Source organism: Mycolicibacterium komossense (assembly GCF_025822605.1).
Classification (GTDB): Bacteria; Actinomycetota; Actinomycetes; order Mycobacteriales; family Mycobacteriaceae; genus Mycobacterium; species Mycobacterium komossense.
In genome coordinates, this window is the sequence record NZ_JACKTY010000012.1 from 428496 (window position 1) to 444450 (window position 15955).

Annotated in this window: 16 protein-coding genes; 10 read left to right on the plus strand and 6 right to left on the minus strand. The window is 67.0% G+C overall.

What is annotated here, in order from left to right; genetic code table 11:
* Both H7J73_RS03980 and H7J73_RS03985 read right to left on the minus strand, forming a co-directional pair.
* Positions 1-258 carry a DUF5703 family protein gene (locus H7J73_RS03980; RefSeq protein ID WP_264065913.1) on the minus strand — a complete coding sequence of 86 codons (258 nt, stop codon included), beginning with the start codon at positions 256-258 and terminating at the stop codon, positions 1-3.
* Complete coding sequence (locus H7J73_RS03985; RefSeq protein WP_435405418.1) at positions 255-1316, minus strand: YncE family protein; 1062 nt, start codon at positions 1314-1316, stop codon at positions 255-257. Before H7J73_RS03985 ends, H7J73_RS03980 begins: the two co-directional genes overlap by 4 nt.
* A 108-nt stretch (positions 1317-1424) precedes the next feature.
* On the opposite strand from H7J73_RS03985, the gene H7J73_RS03990 reads away from it, so the two are divergent.
* The 5 genes from H7J73_RS03990 to H7J73_RS04010 all read left to right on the plus strand — a co-directional run bounded on the left by H7J73_RS03990 (position 1425) and on the right by H7J73_RS04010 (position 4979).
* The gene (locus H7J73_RS03990) at positions 1425-1736 is read left to right on the plus strand and encodes a hypothetical protein (RefSeq protein WP_264065915.1); all 312 of its coding nucleotides are present in this window, start codon (positions 1425-1427) and stop codon (positions 1734-1736) included.
* 99 nt (positions 1737-1835) lie between these two features.
* Positions 1836-2669, plus strand: coding sequence for an undecaprenyl-diphosphate phosphatase (locus H7J73_RS03995; protein WP_264066015.1), 834 nt, complete (start codon positions 1836-1838; stop codon positions 2667-2669).
* Between the two features lie 31 nt (positions 2670-2700).
* Positions 2701-3402: a histidine phosphatase family protein gene (locus tag H7J73_RS04000; protein ID WP_264065916.1), complete on the plus strand. Its 702-nt coding sequence runs from the start codon at positions 2701-2703 to the stop codon at positions 3400-3402.
* A gap of 123 nt (positions 3403-3525) precedes the next feature.
* Complete coding sequence (locus tag H7J73_RS04005) at positions 3526-4128, plus strand: Rv2134c family protein (protein WP_264065917.1); 603 nt, start codon at positions 3526-3528, stop codon at positions 4126-4128.
* Complete coding sequence (locus tag H7J73_RS04010) at positions 4125-4979, plus strand: Rv2133c family protein (RefSeq protein ID WP_264065918.1); 855 nt, start codon at positions 4125-4127, stop codon at positions 4977-4979. Before H7J73_RS04005 ends, H7J73_RS04010 begins: the two co-directional genes overlap by 4 nt.
* Here the strand turns inward: H7J73_RS04010 and H7J73_RS04015 are convergent.
* Complete coding sequence (locus tag H7J73_RS04015; RefSeq protein WP_264065919.1) at positions 4976-5434, minus strand: META domain-containing protein; 459 nt, start codon at positions 5432-5434, stop codon at positions 4976-4978. The two genes, H7J73_RS04010 and H7J73_RS04015, sit on opposite strands and share 4 nt — an antisense overlap.
* Positions 5435-5492: 58 nt before the next feature.
* On the opposite strand from H7J73_RS04015, the gene H7J73_RS04020 reads away from it, so the two are divergent.
* From H7J73_RS04020 to H7J73_RS04035, 4 genes are all read left to right on the plus strand, one after another.
* Positions 5493-6266 (plus strand): 3'(2'),5'-bisphosphate nucleotidase CysQ, encoded by a 774-nt coding sequence (locus H7J73_RS04020; RefSeq protein ID WP_264065920.1) that lies wholly within the window; start codon positions 5493-5495, stop codon positions 6264-6266.
* A 22-nt stretch (positions 6267-6288) separates the two neighbouring features.
* Positions 6289-7527 carry a cysteine--1-D-myo-inosityl 2-amino-2-deoxy-alpha-D-glucopyranoside ligase gene (gene mshC / locus H7J73_RS04025; RefSeq protein WP_264065921.1) on the plus strand — a complete coding sequence of 413 codons (1239 nt, stop codon included), beginning with the start codon at positions 6289-6291 and terminating at the stop codon, positions 7525-7527.
* A 61-nt stretch (positions 7528-7588) separates the two neighbouring features.
* Positions 7589-9043, plus strand: a complete 1455-nt coding sequence (locus H7J73_RS04030) for a DUF1254 domain-containing protein (RefSeq protein ID WP_264065922.1) — start codon at positions 7589-7591, stop codon at positions 9041-9043.
* Positions 9044-9047: 4 nt separating this feature from the next.
* Positions 9048-10052, plus strand: a complete 1005-nt coding sequence (locus tag H7J73_RS04035; protein ID WP_264065923.1) for a patatin-like phospholipase family protein — start codon at positions 9048-9050, stop codon at positions 10050-10052.
* A gap of 9 nt (positions 10053-10061) precedes the next feature.
* Here the strand turns inward: H7J73_RS04035 and H7J73_RS04040 are convergent, their stop codons facing one another.
* Together H7J73_RS04040 and H7J73_RS33935 are read right to left on the minus strand one after the other, a co-directional pair.
* Positions 10062-10547, minus strand: a complete 486-nt coding sequence (locus H7J73_RS04040) for a hypothetical protein (RefSeq protein WP_264065924.1) — start codon at positions 10545-10547, stop codon at positions 10062-10064.
* Positions 10544-11938 (minus strand): TNT domain-containing protein, encoded by a 1395-nt coding sequence (locus tag H7J73_RS33935; protein ID WP_264065925.1) that lies wholly within the window; start codon positions 11936-11938, stop codon positions 10544-10546. Before H7J73_RS33935 ends, H7J73_RS04040 begins: the two co-directional genes overlap by 4 nt.
* 341 nt (positions 11939-12279) lie before the next feature.
* On the opposite strand from H7J73_RS33935, the gene H7J73_RS33500 reads away from it, so the two are divergent.
* Positions 12280-14883 (plus strand): helix-turn-helix transcriptional regulator, encoded by a 2604-nt coding sequence (locus tag H7J73_RS33500; protein ID WP_276030845.1) that lies wholly within the window; start codon positions 12280-12282, stop codon positions 14881-14883.
* Between the two features lie 74 nt (positions 14884-14957).
* Here the strand turns inward: H7J73_RS33500 and H7J73_RS04055 are convergent, their stop codons facing one another.
* On the minus strand, positions 14958-15839 hold the full coding sequence (locus tag H7J73_RS04055; protein WP_264065926.1) for a PAC2 family protein: 882 nt from the start codon (positions 15837-15839) through the stop codon (positions 14958-14960).
* Positions 15840-15955: the final 116 nt, after the last annotated feature.

Consider the following 15955-nt stretch of genomic DNA (forward strand, 5'->3'; position numbering starts at 1 on the left):
CTAGAGCTCCGGGAGGTCGTCGACGCAGGGATTGAGGACACGAGATTTCTTGCGGCGCAACAACACCCGTCGGCTGCCATCGGTGTACAGCCGCACCTTGGTCAGTTCCCAGCCGCGGTATTCGGCCTCGATGGACAGTCGCGTCGACGCGGTGATCCTGGTGACGTCGGGCGGCAGTCGCAGCGGAACCCAGTCGTAATCGTCGGACAGGTCGACATCCCAGCCCGGTGGCAGCCGGCCGCGGCTGGCCGTCGTCATCGCGGCGCCGTCGCGTGATCGATCACTTGCACGCCGGCACCGGACCCCGAGATCACGTACAACGTGTCCGAGGAGTCATCGAAGGCCAGGATGTTCGGTTGCTGCACAGTCGGATAACGCACCTTTTCCACCGGTATTCCAGTGGCCAGATCGTAACCAACGACGACGTTCGCCGCGGTCTGTGACACCCAGGCCAGTGTCGACGAGCCGGTCAGGCCGTACGGTGCCAGCGCCACGGGGTAGCGCTGCCGCATGATCAGCGGGTCCACGCTGAACACCATCAGTTCGTCGCCGCGGGTGTCGGTGACCAGCACGCGCCCCGCCGGATCGGCCGCCAACGTGGTAGCGCCGTCGCCGGCGCGCAGCGCCTGCTGGGGGCGGCCGTCGGGACCCACGGCCGTCACCGAGGTCTGCCCGCGATCCAGGACGACGGCGGTATCACCTTGGGTGACAATGGAATCCACGCGCGCGAAGATCTTCGTCTGCTCAGCGACGGCGGTGGCGTTCTCGCCGGCAGAGGCCAGGATGAACACAGTGCCGTCGGCGCTGCCGAGGACCAGCTTGCCGTCGTTTCGCCGGGCGATCGCGGTGAAATCGGTGTTCTGCTGGCCGTTGATGTCGACCCGAGATGCGGTGCCGGCTGCCAGGTCGACGACGAAGTAACCGCCAAGGGTCGACAGGTAGGCGACACCACGGCCGTCACCGGCCACGGAGGTGGCCGGGCCGGGCAGAGGAATGGTGCGCGGCGCGGCGGAGCCAGGACCGAAGACGGTCAGCGACGATTCGGCGCGACCGTCGACTCCCGGACGCAGCACCACCAGCGCGGCGGAACCCGCATCGACCAAAGCCGCCACCGGGCTGCCGCTCAGCGGCCGGACCGCGCCCGCGGGGGCGGCCGAGACCGGCAGGGCGACGGCCGGACCTGCGGGTTCGATGGTGGGCGGCGGCGCGTCGATGGTCTTCGACGAGCAGGCGGCCAGCGGAGTTGCGACAGTGAAAATCGCGACCAGCAAGCCGGCCAAACGGGTTTGACCTGGGTGTTTGTTGCGCCGTGGCAAGGGGTAACTCTCGGTGGTGCGAACGAGCGGAATCATCGAGAACTTTATCGGGCGGAATCTGTCCTGTTGGATAGGCCCACAGAACGGACACAGCGTTAGGGTTGCCCGATGACTCTCGCTGCGGACTGGGAAGCCGATCACCGCGCGCTTATGTTCGAAGACATCTCCACCGGTATCCACGCCAGTGGATTCGGCCAGGTCGATGACGGCAGGAGCTTTTCCTTCCACATCGAACGCCAACAGCTGGTGGTCGAGATCTATCGCTCGCGGTTAGCTGGCCCGGTTCCGCAGGCCGAGGACGTGGTCGCAGCCGCCACCCGCAGGCTGATCGACATCGACCTGAACGACGAGCGCAGCCTGGCCGCAGCGGTCCGCGATGCGGCGGCCAGCGCCCAGCCGGTGCCGCGCCCACCCCGCTAAGCCTTAACACGTCACTGCGCGCAGCGCCGGTGGTGCGTCTCAGCGCCCCCTCAGCGTCCAGCCGGTACGGTCATCGTCGTGGATATCGCCGTGCCCGCCATGTCGTGGCTGCAGGTCATCGTGCTCTCTGTGGTCCAGGGTCTGACGGAATTCCTGCCGGTGTCCTCCTCAGGTCACCTGGCGATCGTGTCGCGGGTGCTCTTCGCTGACGACGCCGGTGCCTCGTTTACGGCGGTGTCGCAGCTGGGCACCGAACTGGCCGTGCTGGTGTACTTCGCCAAGGACATCTGGCGGATATTGCTGGCCTGGTTCAACGGTCTGCTGGTCAAAGCCCACCGGGACAACATCGACTACCGCATGGGTTGGTACGTCATCATCGGCAGCATTCCCATTTGCGTGCTCGGGTTGCTGTTCAAGGACGCCATCCGCTCCGGCGTGCGCAACCTGTGGATTGTGGCCGTGGCGATGATCGTCTTCTCCGGTGTCATTGCCGCCGCCGAATACGCCGGCAAGCGCACCCGCCAGATCGAACAACTGACCTGGCGTGACGGCCTCATCGTCGGCTTTGCGCAATGTCTAGCGCTGGTCCCCGGCGTATCCCGGTCCGGAGCCACCATCAGCGCCGGCCTCTTCTTGAATCTCGACCGTGAACTGGCGGCCCGGTTCGGGTTCCTGCTCGGCATCCCTGCCGTGCTGGCATCCGGCTTGTTCTCGCTGCCGGATGCCTTTGCGCCGGTCACCGAGGGAATGAGCGCGAGCGGCCTGCAACTGTTGGTATCGGTGGTCATCACGTTCCTGGTCGGCTTCGCGGCCATCACCTGGTTGCTGCGTTTCGTCAGCAGCCACAGCATGTACTGGTTCGTCGGCTACCGCTTGGTGCTCGGCGTCGTGGTACTCGCTCTGCTGGGGACCGGAGTCGTGGCCGCAACCTAGCGACTCGGCGCGGGTGCAAGACTGTGAACCGATGACCGTCATCTTGCTGCGCCACGGCCGCTCCACGTCCAACACCGCGCATACGCTGGCCGGCCGCTCCGAAGGCGTCGATCTCGACGACAAGGGCCGCGAGCAGGCCGCCGCCCTGGTCGAGCGTCTCGGTGAGCTGCCGATCAAGGCTCTCGTGCGGTCGCCACTGCTGCGCTGCCGCAGCACCCTGGAACCACTCGCGCAGAAGCTGGGGCTGCAACCGGTGATCGAGGACCGGCTCGTCGAGGTCGACTACGGCTCGTGGACCGGGCGCAAGATCGCCGATCTGGTCAAGGAGCCGCTGTGGGCGGTGGTCCAGCAGCAACCCAGTGCTGCGGTGTTCCCCGAGGGCGAGGGGCTGGCCGCAGTCCAGGCCAGGGCCGTCGCCGCCATTCGTGACCACGACCGCAAACTGGCCGAAGAGCACCAGGCCGATGTGCTGTGGGTGGCCTGCACCCACGGCGACGTCATCAAGTCCGTCGTCGCCGATGCACTGGGCAGCCACCTCGACAGCTTTCAGCGGATCACGGCGGACCCGGCGTCCTGCAGTGTGATTCGTTACACCCCGGTGCGCCCGTTCGTGGTGCACGTCAATCACACCGGTGCTGCGCTGGCCGCCTCGCTGACCGCGCCGCCACCCAAGGACGGGGACAAGGATGCCGCGCCGTCAGGCGACGCTGTGGTCGGCGGGTCGACCGATTGATCGTCCGAGCGTGAACGTCACGACGGAATCCGCGCTCAGGCGTCGTGAGATTCACCCCCGGTAGCCGAAGGTCGGCGTCGCCGATTACAGCTGATGCCGTTTTGCCGGTATTTTGAAAGGGCCATGTCCCGCGCAATTCACGTCTTTCGCACACCCGACCGTTTCGTCGCCGGGACCGTCGGGCAGCCCGGAAACCGGACCTTCTACCTCCAGGCCGTTCACGACGCCCGCGTGGTCTCGGTGATTCTGGAGAAGCAGCAGGTTGCGGTGCTGGCCGAGCGGATCGGCGCGCTCCTGGTCGAGGTCAACCGCCGGTTCGGCACACCGTTGCCGCCCGAGGCTGTCGAGGTCGACGACCTGAGCCCGTTGGTCACCCCTGTCGACGCCGAGTTCCGAGTCGGCACCATGGGTTTGGGCTGGGACTCCGAGGCGGAGACCGTCGTCGTCGAGCTGCTGGCGGTCACCGAGACCGAGTTCGACGCCTCCGTCGTCCTCGATGACGCCGAGGACGGCCCCGACGCGGTCCGGGTGTTCCTCACCCCGGAATCGGCGCGCCAGTTCGCCAACCGGTCCACCCGAGTGATCTCGGCGGGCCGGCCACCGTGCCCGCTGTGCGACGAGCCGCTGGACTCCGAAGGCCACATCTGCGTGCGCACCAACGGGTACAAGCGGGCGGAGCTGTTCGGGGCAGACTACGGCTCAGACAACGTCGACCCCGACGAATGACTCCTAGCGTCAGCCCGACCCCAGCAGACGAAGAAGTATTGCAACGCGGTGAGCTGACAGTACTCGGCCGGATCCGCTCGGCCAGTAACGCCACCTTTTTGTGCGAGGCCTCGCTCGCCGGCCCCGGCGGGGGCACCCTGCACTGCGTGTACAAGCCTGTCGCCGGTGAACAGCCCCTCTGGGATTTCCCCGACGGCACCCTGGCCGGCCGCGAGCTGGCCACCTATCTGGTGTCGGCCGCTCTTGGCTGGAATATCGTGCCGCTGACCATCATTCGCGACGGGCCGGCCGGCAGCGGCATGGTGCAGCGGTGGGTCGATCAGCCCGGCGACGCCGAGTCCGTGGAGGACGAGGCGGCCCCGGCCGGGCCCGATCTGGTCGATCTGTGCCCGACGGGCAAGCTCCCGCCGGGTTACCTGCCGATCCTGCAGGCCTATGACTATGCCGGCGACGAGGTCACCCTGATCCATGCCGACGACGCCCGATTGCGCCGGATGGCGGTGTTCGACGTGCTGGTCAACAACGCCGACCGCAAGGGCGGGCACATTCTGCACGGCGTCGATGACCGGGTCTACGGCGTCGATCACGGCCTGTGTCTGCACACGGAGGACAAGCTGCGCACCGTGCTGTGGGGGTGGGCGGGTAAACCCGTCGACGACGACACATTGGAGAGGGTGAGCATGATCGTCGAGGGTCTTACGAGTCCCGGCGATTCCCTGGCCGATGCGCTCGCCCCACACATCACCCGCGCCGAGATCGCCGCGCTGCGTGGCCGCGCCCGGAACCTGCTGGACATCCCTGTGATGCCAAGTCCGGACCGGCGCCGACCGATCCCGTGGCCGGCTTTCTAGCCGGCTGGTCGCCAGGTCAAGATGCCGCCATCGGCCATCAGTGACATGTTCAGGTGCTCGTCTCTGATCAGGTAGCTCGTCACGTGGGGCAGCGCCGCGCCGACCTTCTGGTCCAGCGACGGCCCCGGGCAGCCCATCTCGGTGACGGCGACCGTGCCGAAGGTCAGCGATCCCGACGTCCCGTCAGCACTCGGCGTTGACTCGAATGATCCACTGCCGCTATTGCAGTCGAACCTGAAGGTGGCGTGGCCGTCTGTGCCGAAGGCCACGGTGAAAGCCCCGGGATCGGGGACGGGGGTGCTGCCCTCGGCATCGTCCATCGACTGGATCGCGGTCAATTGCCAGCTGGTCCCGGCCAGCGACCGCGGTTCGGATGCCGACGAACAGCCCGCCAGCGCGACCAGTGCGAAGGCGGTGGCCACGGCACGCGTGCCGGCGGTCCCGAACGTGGTCACGGACCTCACCGTAGGGGGCCAGCCGGCGTCGTGTACACCCAGCCCGGATACTAAGGCGATGAGTCCCACCTTCGCCCAGACCGACGCCGAGCTGGCAGCCGACCTGGCCGAGGACGCCGGACGGCTGCTGCTGGCGGTGCGCGAAGAGGTGGGATTCGACTACCCGTGGGAACTCGGCGACGCCGGTGACAGCAGGGCCAACACGCTGCTGCTGCGGCGGCTGCGCGCCGAACGGCCGGGTGATGCCGTGCTCAGCGAGGAAGCCCACGACGATCTGGTCCGGCTGCGCTCCGACCGGGTGTGGATCATCGACCCCGTCGACGGGACCAGGGAATTCTCCTTGCCGCGCCGCGACGACTGGGCGGTGCACGTCGCATTGTGGCAGCGCGTCGGGGGCCCCGACGGACAGATCACCGATGCCGCCGTCGCCCTGCCCGCGCGCGGCGAGGTCTACCGGACCGACACCGTGATCGGGGGAGGCGCCGCGCATTCCGGCCCGATCCGCATCACCGCCAGCAGCAACCGCCCCCCGGCCGTGCTCTACCGGATGGCCGAGCAACTGGACTTCGAGATGGTGCGGATCGGTTCTGCCGGTGCCAAAGCCATGGCCGTGGTGCGCGGCGACGTGGACGCCTACATCCATGCCGGTGGGCAGTGGGAGTGGGATAACGCGGCCCCGGCCGGAGTGGTGCAGGCCGCCGGTATGCACGCCTCTCGGCTCGACGGTTCGCCGATGTTGTACAACCGTCCCGACCCGTATCTGCCCGATCTTCTGATGTGTCGTCAGGATCTGGCCGAGGTGCTGCTAGGTGCCATCGGCATGGCGAGCTGACAACACGCTTTAGAGTCAACGTATGCAATCGTGGTCGGCCGCAGGCGTTCCGGAACTGCCGGGGCGCGGGCCCCAGCTTCGGCTGTACGACAGTGCCGATCGGCAGGTCCGTCCGGTGTCCCCCGGGGAGGCCGCAACGATGTATGTGTGCGGCATCACGCCCTATGACGCCACCCACCTCGGACACGCAGCGACGTACCTGACATTCGACCTCGTGTACCGCCTCTGGCTCGACTCCGGCCACCGCGTGCACTACGTGCAGAACATCACCGACGTCGATGACCCGCTGTTCGAGCGGGCCGCCCGCGACGGGATCGACTGGCGTGATCTGGGGGCCCGCGAAATCCAATTGTTCCGCGAGGACATGGCCGCCCTGAGGGTGCTGCCGCCGCATGATTACGTCGCCGCCACCGATGCCATCGAGGAGGTGATTGCCGTCGTCGAGAAGCTGCTGGCTTCCGGTGCGGCCTACGTCGTCGATGACGCCGAGTATCCCGATGTGTACTTCCGGGCCGACGCGACCCCGCAGTTCGGCTACGAGTCCGGGTACGACCGCGACACCATGTTGGCCCTGTTCGGTGAGCGCGGCGGCGACCCGGACCGCGCCGGGAAGGCCAATCAGCTCGACGCGCTGCTATGGCGGGCTGCCCGCGACGGGGAACCCAGCTGGCCCTCGCCGTTCGGGGCGGGCCGGCCCGGTTGGCACGTCGAGTGTGCGGCGATCGCGCTCGACCGGATCGGCACCGGCCTCGACATCCAGGGGGGCGGCAGCGACCTGATCTTCCCGCACCACGAATTCTCGGCGGCACACGCCGAATCCGTTTCGGGAGAGCGGCGTTTCGCCCGGCATTACGTCCATGCCGGGATGATCGGGTGGGACGGTCACAAGATGTCCAAGAGCCGCGGCAACCTGGTACTGGTCTCACAGTTGCGCGCCGAGGGTGTCGACCCGGCCGCCATCAGGCTGGGATTGCTGGCCGGCCACTACCGGTCCGACCGGTCCTGGAGCGCAGAGGTGCTCACGGCGGCGACGGCCCGGCTGGCCCGCTGGCGGGAGGCGGCGGCGCTACCGGAGGGCCCCGACGCAGGAGATGTCATCGCCCGCGTGCGCACCTATCTCGCCGATGACCTGGATACCCCCAAAGCGATTGCCGCCGTTGATGGTTGGGTGACCGATGCGCTGGAGTACGCAGGGCACGACGCGCAGGCCCCCACCTTGGTGACCTCGGCGGTGGACGCGTTGCTGGGTATCGCACTGTGAAAGCGCGAACACGCGCTTCGGTGGGCAATTTTGTGGGCGCGGTGGAGTACGTTTCGGGCTTATGAGTTCACTGCGCGGCACGGTCGTCGTCATCACCATCGCCGCACTGCTCGTGCTGACCGGGTGTGCCACCGGCGACAAGAAGAGCGAGCCCGGCAGCACGGCAGCGTCACCGCCGCCGACGGCTGTCCCGGTCACCCCCGAGCAGGCCCGCGCAGTCGCCAAAGAGGCGTACATCTATGGGTTCCCGATCGTCGACAATTACCGCGTCAACTACGCGTACTTCGTCGACAAGCAGAACCCCGAATACAAAGGCGGCTGGAACGAGATCCACAACGTCGCCCGCGTCTTCACCCCGGCCGACACTGCGATCCAGACCCCGAACTCCGATACGCCGTACTCCAGCGTTGGCGCCGATCTGCGTGCTGAGCCGCTGGTGCTGACCGTGCCGCCAATCGAGCAGGACCGGTACTACTCGCTGCAGTTCGTCGACGGTTACACCTACAACATCGCCTATGTCGGCAGTCGGACCACCGGTAACGGCGGCGGAAAGTATCTGCTGGCCGGGCCTGGGTGGACAGGCGAGAAACCGGCGGGCATCGACGAGGTGATCCAGTCCGATACCGACCTGGCGCTGGTGCTGTACCGCACCCAGCTGTTCGGGCCGTCCGATCTCGACAACGTCAAGAAGATCCAGGCCGGCTACCAGGTGGCGCCGTTGTCGGTGTACCTCAACCAGCCGTCACCGGCACCCGCGCCGGCCATCGACTTCGTCCCACCGCTGACGCCCGACCAGCAGAAGACTTCACCCCAGTTCTTCGAGATCCTGAACTTCGCATTGAAGTTCGCGCCGACGGTTCCCGCCGAGCAGGAGATGCGCGCGAGGTTCGCAACGATCGGCATCGGGCCCGACGGCGATTTCGACGCCGACAAGCTCAGCCCGGACATGCGTACCGCCATCGAAGGCGGGATGGCCGACGCCTGGGCCGAGCTGGACGCACTGAAGAAGAGCAAGATGGACACCGGCGAGGTGGGTCCGGCACAGTTGTTCGGCACCGCAGCAGACCTGAACGGCAACTACCTGTACCGGATGGCAGGCACGGTGTACGGGATCTACGGCAACACCGCCGCCGAAGCGCTGTATCCGGGTGCCTCCAACGACTCCACCGGCCAGCCGCTGACCGGCGCCAACACGTACACCTACCACTTCCCGTCCGGGCAGCTGCCGCCGGTCAACGCGTTCTGGTCGCTGACCATGTACGAACTGCCGCAGAGCGCGTTGGTGGCCAACCCGATCGACCGCTATCTGGTCAATTCGCCGATGCTGCCGAGCTTGGTCAAGGACCCCGACGGCGGCATCACGCTGTATGTCCAGAACGCGTCGCCCGGCGCCGATAAGGAGAGCAACTGGCTGCCCGCGCCGAAGGGGCCATTCCGGGTGGTCTTGCGGCTCTACTGGCCCAAGCCCGACGCGCTCAACGGGCAGTGGAAGCCTCCGATACCGGTCAGGACCTAGCCAAGTGGCACTCGCTGCCGAACGCGCCGATCTGGTCCTGTCCGGTGGCGGTGTCAAGGGGATCGGGCTGGTCGGCGCCGTCGCCGCGCTGCTGGACGCCGGATACGCGCCGCAACGAATCTCCGGCACGTCGGCGGGAGCTCTGGTCGGCGCCGTGCTGGCGGGCGCGGTGCAGAGCGGCGAGGTCACCGGCGCCAGGCTCAAGGAGCTCACCTTCGAGATCGATTACCGCACTTTCCTCGACCAGGGCCTGGTCGAACGAGTACCGGTACTCGGTCCGGCGTGGGGCGTGCTCAGCGGCAGTGGCGTCTACCGAGGCGATGCGCTGCGCAAGTGGATCGACACGGCGCTGGCCCGCTTCGGTGTCTCGACGTTCGCGGATCTGGCGATCTCCGACAAGGCGCTGCCGGTCGAGCAGCGGTACCGGCTGGTCGTCACCGTCGCCGATGTGACGTTGGGTCAGCTGGTCCGGCTGCCCTGGGATTACCAGCGGGTCTACGGCCTCGACCCTGACGAGCAGTCGGTGGCCGACGCGGTCCGTGCATCGACGGCGATCCCGTTCTTCTACCAGCCCGCGAAGCTGACCAGTGCGGACGGCCGGACCTCGACGCTTGTGGACGGCGGACTGCTGTCGAACTTTCCCATCGACTCCCTGGATCGGACCGATGGTAAAAAGCCACGGTGGCCGACCTTCGGAGTGACCCTGATGCCCAACCTGCCCGAAGGCAACGACCAGCTGATCCCGGCGCTGCGGCCGCTGCATCTCCTGGGCGGCCCGACGCTGCTCGAACAGGTGGTCACCACGATGCTCGTCGGGCGCGACCAGGCCTATCTGAGCCAACCGTGGGTGCAGGCCCGAACCATCCGGGTCAATACCGCCGATGTCGGTGTCCTCGATTTCGATCTGTCCGAACGCGACAAAGAGGCGCTCTACGACGACGGGCTGCGTGCGGGCCGGGAGTTCCTCAGGACCTGGAACTTCGCGAACTACCTGACCCGCTTCCGCTAGGAGCGTCGGCTACACCCCGGTCCGGACCATCTGCTCGATCTCGTCCTGCGACTTGTGGATGAGATGACTGATGATCGTGGCGTACGGCTCCATCAGAACCGCGGACCCCTCAGTCGATCGCAGTTCGTAGATGCCGGCGCTGATCGGCGTGGCGTTGACATCGGAAGCGAATCCCAAGCCGTAGAGCGCGGGACCCAAACTCGGTGCGCGGACAACGCTTCTGGCTGCAGAAGCCCAGATCCAGACCAGATACTTCTCCGCGAGCGCATAGCTGGAGAACTTCGCGGTGTCGTCGTGTCGCTGGTTTCGGTCATCGACGGTGTCGACGATCCACCAACTGCCGTCGAACCGAAGGTGAACCGAGTACTGATCCGAGCTGAACCGGACAGCACAGTCCGGGCACGACGTCGACGTCGAGATATCGCCCAGCAGCGCAAGTTCCGACCAGTAGGTCCAGTTCCGGGACAGGCGATCGAAATCAGGTGTGTCGGTCACGTCGCGACGAGGTAACCGGAGTCGAGCAGCGCCTGCACCGAGGCGTCCTTCCCATCGGGACCGATGATGCGGTACTGGACCCCGCCGCCAGGCTGGCCGAACCAGGGCGCCACCTGCGACTGCTCGATGGAGTAACCGACAGGGAGCCTGGTGGGATCGGCGACTACGTATGAGAAGTACGGCGCGACGGCGCTGGACGGCGGCAGCGACAATTGCGCAAAATACGTGCCGGAGGGAGCCAGGTAGGAGCCGCCGGGGTAGCCGAAGCGACCCACCGAGGTACCCGCGGGCAGGACGACGCCGGAGACCACCGTGCCCGGGATCGCGTACGGCTTGCTGGGATTGTTGTCGTCGGGATAGGTGAGGCCGTCGCCGTTCGGCTTGATCTGGTTGTTGTAGGTGGGGTCGTATCCGACGAATTGCAGTGATCCGATGGGCAGTGGCGCCGCACCGACCGCACCGCCCTGGCCGAAGATCAGCCCGCCGGTGCCGCCGGCCCCGCCTTCGCCGCCGAAGATGGTGATATTGCAGCTGGTGTCCGCGCATTGCATGGCGCCAGGGCCGCCGGTCCCGCCGTGGCCGCCGTTGCCGATCAGACCGGTGTTGCCGCCACGTCCGCCGTTCGCGCCGATCGCCCCGCCGCCGCCGTCGCCGCCATCACCGATGAACAACCCGGCCGATCCGCCGTTGCCGCCGGCCGCGTCAACCACGCCGCGCGCCGCGTCACCGCCGCGTCCGCCGTTGCCGATCATCCCGGACGATCCGCCGTTTCCGCCGTTGCCGCCGTTGACGCCCGCCAATCCGGTTCCGCCGTTGCCGCCACTGCCGAGCAGGCCGCCGTTTCCGCCGTTGCCGCCGTTCCAGCCGTTCCCGCCGTTGCCGACGAGGAGTCCTGCTTTGCCGCCGGTGCATGCAGCGGCGGCCGAGCAACTGTTGGCGTTGTAGTTGAAGCCGTTGCCGATGAGCAAGCCCGCATCGGGATGTGTCACGGTGCCGTCGGAGATGAAGATCGCCAGAAAGTCACCCGGAGTCGGCACTGCCGCGATTTGGGCGGTAGACGTGCTCGCGACCGCGGCGTTCCGGGAGGATGTACTCGCCGCCCCCGCATCGGCGGGCTTCGTCGGCCTCGCCGAGGAATGTGCGCCGCCGGAGGAGCGCACGGTGGTGTCGACCGCCGGCGCTGCCGTCTGCGCTGCCGATGCCTCGGCCGCATTCGAGGTGGCCGGCTTCTTCGACGACGAACCCGACGAGCTGGAGCTGCTGGCGGAGCCGGTCGACTTGGTGCCTGTGCTGTCCGCTGCGGCTATTCCGTGGCCAGTAGTGAGCGCGAGGCCGACACCGGCCGTCACTACCGCCGTCGCCCAGCGTCCTGTCGTAGTGGTTGAACTCATCCCAGTGCCCCCTGACCCGAGCGCCAGCAAAGCCGAATGCCGGCGAGTATTGACGATTGAGGAGAGTATGGGCGCAGAGATCGGGCCCGGACACCGAAGCGAACTACCTGTTCCTGTCACCGGCAAGCCGACAACTACCTGGTTCGACCCGGCTCAACACCTGGATACCGACACTTCGTGCCATCGACGCACGCCATTGCTACCTAGATCGACGTGTCGGTACCCAACCGCAGTGATCGAGTGGGCGAGATACGGCTGACAGTTAGCCATCAGCGGTTGCACAGCTAGTCAATTGACGGATGTGTCATCACAGCGGGCAGGTTTATGGCTAACATCTCGCCATGCGTGATCGCTGGCCGCTGACTGGCAGGGCCGACGAACTCGGCACTGTTGCCGACATCCTGGCTAGTAGTGACTATCGCGGAATTGTGCTGGCCGGTGAGGCTGGGGTGGGAAAGTCGCGACTTGCCCGGGAATCGGTCGCCCGCGCGCAGCGCGCCGGGTGGACGGTGCATGAAGTGGCCGCCACCGCAACGGCGCGATCGGTGCCTCTTGGCGCGTTCGCGCACTGGAGTCAGGGCCTCGAGGGTTCATCGCTGGCGTTAGCCAACCTGGTGATCACGAAGCTGACCGCCGATACCGGTCCGGGCCGCCTGTTGGTGCTCGTGGATGACGCCCACCTGCTCGATGAGTTGTCCGCGCTCGTCGTCCACCAACTGGTGTTGCACCGGGCAGCTTCGGTACTGATGACCGTTCGCACCGGGCAACGCCCGCCCGACGCGGTGACGGCACTCTGGAAGGACGGGCACCTACGTCGTCTCGAGGTGCGTCCACTGACCCGGCAGCACACGTGCGAGTTGCTCGAGTCCCTCCTCGGGGCTTCTGCCGATCAGGCTTGCTCGCAACGGATCTGGAATCTGACCCAGGGCAATGCCCTGTTCCTGCGGCAGCTGGTCGAACAGGAACAGGACGCCGGCCGGTTGCTCCGTCGAGACGGAACAGTCGTCTGGACAGGCGGTCGCGAGGTGTCGCCGTCGCTGATGGAGTTGGTGGAGCACCAGACTGGCGCGGTTCCTCGGAAGGTCCTCGATGTCGTCGACTTCGTGGCGATCGGCGAGCCGATCCAGGTGGCCTGCCTGATGTTGCTGGTGAACCCCGACGTCATCGAGGAGGCCGAGCAGCGTGGCCTGATCAGGACATCCGCCGATACGGTGCAGATGGGACACCCGCTCTACGCCGAAGTGCGGATGAAGCGTTGCGGCCCAGTGCGATTGCGCCGCCTGCGGGGTCAGGTCGCCATGGCCATGAAGGACAGCAGGGGACCGGCTGACCTGGCGCGGCGGGGTCTGTTGTGGATGGAATCGGACCTGCCGCCCAACCGGGAGGTGTTGGAGTGCGCTGCGGGCGCGGCGGCTTCACTGCTGGATTTCGGCCTTGCCGAGCGCCTGTACCGCGGCGCCGCCGACGCCGGTACCGACTCTGATGCACAGGTGCAACTGGCCTACAGCCTGCTGATGCAGCGCAAAGGTGACGACGCTGAGGAGATCCTCGACGCCATTCCTGCCCACGACGTGGCGTCGTCGGCGTTCATCAACGACGTCATCCTGCGGGCGGCCAATCTGCTGTGGAGCAAGCGCGATCCTGCCGAATCGTGGCGGGTTATCGACGCTGCGCTGATCGGGGCGACCGGAGAGCGGGCTGCCCAGCTGCTGGCATTCCGGGCTAACCAGCTGGCTCTGGCTGGTAGACCGGCGGCGGTGATCGAGGTGCTGGCCGGCGTGCACTACGGATTGCTCGACGACTTCGGCGCGACGATCGGATTGTGCGCCGAGACACTGGCCTACGGTGAGCTCGGACGCCCGGATGAGGCCTGCGTCAAGGCGGCGGCCTGCTATCGGGTGGTACGCAAGACGCCGCACGGCAGCTTCCTGGCCCAGCCGTTGACCGAGTTCCACGCCTTTGCGCTGGCGGTGGCGGGCCGGACCGCTGAAGCCGTTGACGTAGCCGAGCGGCATCGATGTGACAGCAGTTCCGAGCCGGCGACGGCGCAGTCGGTGGCCTCGTCGATCGCCGGGATGGCGGCGCTGTTCTCCGGCGACCTGCGGGCGGCGGCGGGGCTGTTGCCGGTTCACCCCGGCCCGGGGATGGCCGAAGCAGATTTCTTGCTGGTCAACAGTTTTCAGCGGTTCTATCTGCTCCGAGCGCAGGTGCTGGCCCGGTTGGGCAAGGTCGAGGAGGCCGAGTCGACTCTGGAGGCCGCCCGCGAATACGGGCATGCGGCGTACGAATACGTGGAGACGACAGGAATTCTCGCCCAAGCGTGGGTCGCCGCGGCTCGGCATCGACTTGTCCAGGCTCGCCAGTTCGCTTGTCAGGCAGCAGAATTCGCCAGAGACCACGGCCAGGCCGCCCGCGAGGTGTGGTGCTTACAGACAGCGGTGCAGTTCGGCGACACCGCTGTCGTGCCGCGGCTTGCGGAGTTGGCGGCAGTGGTGGACGGGCCGCGGGCGGCGCTGGCGTGGCGGTATGCCGCTGCGCTGGCGTCCGACGATACCGGCGAATTGGACGAGCTCTCCAAGGATTTCGAAGCGATGGGTGATCTGCTGGCGGCCGCTGACAGTGCGGCGCACGCGTCGTCGGCGCATCGACGCGCGGGCCGGCGGGGGAGCGGGGCGACCTCGTACACCCGAGCTGAAAAATTAGCCTCCCGTTGTGGCGGTGCCACCAGTCCGGCGATCGTCGGAGCCCAGGTGGCGATCCCCTTCACCCAGCGCGAGCGGGAGATCGCCGTGCTGGTCGTCCAAGGACTGACCAACCGCGAGATCGCCGAGGCCATGTCGCTGTCGGTACGGACCGTGGAGGGCTACGTCTACCAGGCATGCGCCAAGGCGGGCGTGGCCAAACGGACCGAACTGAGCTCGGTCCTGCCGACCGCTGTGCGCTGAGATCGTTCCATTGGTCCCGATGGCGTGGTCCCGGTGGCGCCTGTGGACGTGATGACTCCGTTGGCGCCTCGTGATCAGCCGCGGAAACCGGGGCCGCGCCTGCGCAGATACCGCTCGAACTCGGCGGCCAGCGCGTCACCGTCGATCTTGCCGAGTGCCTCGTTCATATCGACTTCGGCGTCCCCGCGCTGTTCGAGCGCCGCCACGTACTCGGCGATCTCCTCGTCCTCGGCGGTCATCTCGGTGACCGCCTCCTCCCACTCCTCGGCCTGCGTCGGCAAGTCTGCCAGCGGCACCTCGATGTCCAGCACGTCTTCGACCCGGCGCAGCAGTGCCACGGTGGCCTTGGGGTTCGGCGGCTGGGAGACGTAATGCGGGACTGCGGCCCAGAACGTCACGGCGGGGATCCCGGCCGCCACACAGGCGTCTTGGAATACCCCGGCAATGCCCGTCGGTCCCTCGTAGCGGGTCTCCTCCAGGCCGAAATGCTTGGCCGATTCGGGGGAGTAGGCCGCGCCGGACACCGGCACTGGGCGGGTGTGCGGGGTGTCGGCCAGCAATGCGCCCAGGATGACGACGGTATCGACGTCGAGTTTCTCGGCGATCGCCAGCAGCTCTGCGCAGAATGTCCGCCAGCGCATATTGGGCTCGACACCGTGCATCAGCACGATGTCCCGGTCGCTACCGGGGGGACGGCAGTGCGAAATCCGCATTGAGGGCCAGACCAGTTCCCGGGTGACGCCGTCGATCTGGCGGATCACCGGACGGTTGACCTGATAGTCGTAATAGGACTCATCGTCGATCTCGACGATGGTCTCCGCCTCCCAGATCGCGTCCAGGTGCTCCAACGCGTCGCTGGCCGCGTCACCAGCGTCGTTCCAGCCCTCAAAGGCGGCCACCACAATGGTGTTGTGCAATTCGGGCAGGTCGGCACTGCTGGCTTCCGACGGAGTCACCGAATCAGCGTAAGGCCTGCGTGGTGGCGGGAGACAACTGAGACGGAGGTGACCCGATTCGCCTTGTCGGGAGGAAACCGACTACCCCGTGTCTGCGGCTGTTCCGACCGTGTCGG

Coding starts and splice junctions, on each gene's coding strand:
- H7J73_RS03980 (WP_264065913.1), bottom strand. CDS start 258: ATGACGACGGCCAGCCGCGGCCGGCTGCCACCGGGCTGGGATGTCGAC.
- H7J73_RS03990 (WP_264065915.1), top strand. CDS start 1,425: ATGACTCTCGCTGCGGACTGGGAAGCCGATCACCGCGCGCTTATGTTC.
- H7J73_RS03995 (WP_264066015.1), top strand. CDS start 1,836: ATGTCGTGGCTGCAGGTCATCGTGCTCTCTGTGGTCCAGGGTCTGACG.
- H7J73_RS04000 (WP_264065916.1), top strand. CDS start 2,701: ATGACCGTCATCTTGCTGCGCCACGGCCGCTCCACGTCCAACACCGCG.
- H7J73_RS04005 (WP_264065917.1), top strand. CDS start 3,526: ATGTCCCGCGCAATTCACGTCTTTCGCACACCCGACCGTTTCGTCGCC.
- H7J73_RS04010 (WP_264065918.1), top strand. CDS start 4,125: ATGACTCCTAGCGTCAGCCCGACCCCAGCAGACGAAGAAGTATTGCAA.
- H7J73_RS04020 (WP_264065920.1), top strand. CDS start 5,493: ATGAGTCCCACCTTCGCCCAGACCGACGCCGAGCTGGCAGCCGACCTG.
- mshC (WP_264065921.1), top strand. CDS start 6,289: ATGCAATCGTGGTCGGCCGCAGGCGTTCCGGAACTGCCGGGGCGCGGG.
- H7J73_RS04030 (WP_264065922.1), top strand. CDS start 7,589: ATGAGTTCACTGCGCGGCACGGTCGTCGTCATCACCATCGCCGCACTG.
- H7J73_RS33935 (WP_264065925.1), bottom strand. CDS start 11,938: ATGAGTTCAACCACTACGACAGGACGCTGGGCGACGGCGGTAGTGACG.
- H7J73_RS33500 (WP_276030845.1), top strand. CDS start 12,280: ATGCGTGATCGCTGGCCGCTGACTGGCAGGGCCGACGAACTCGGCACT.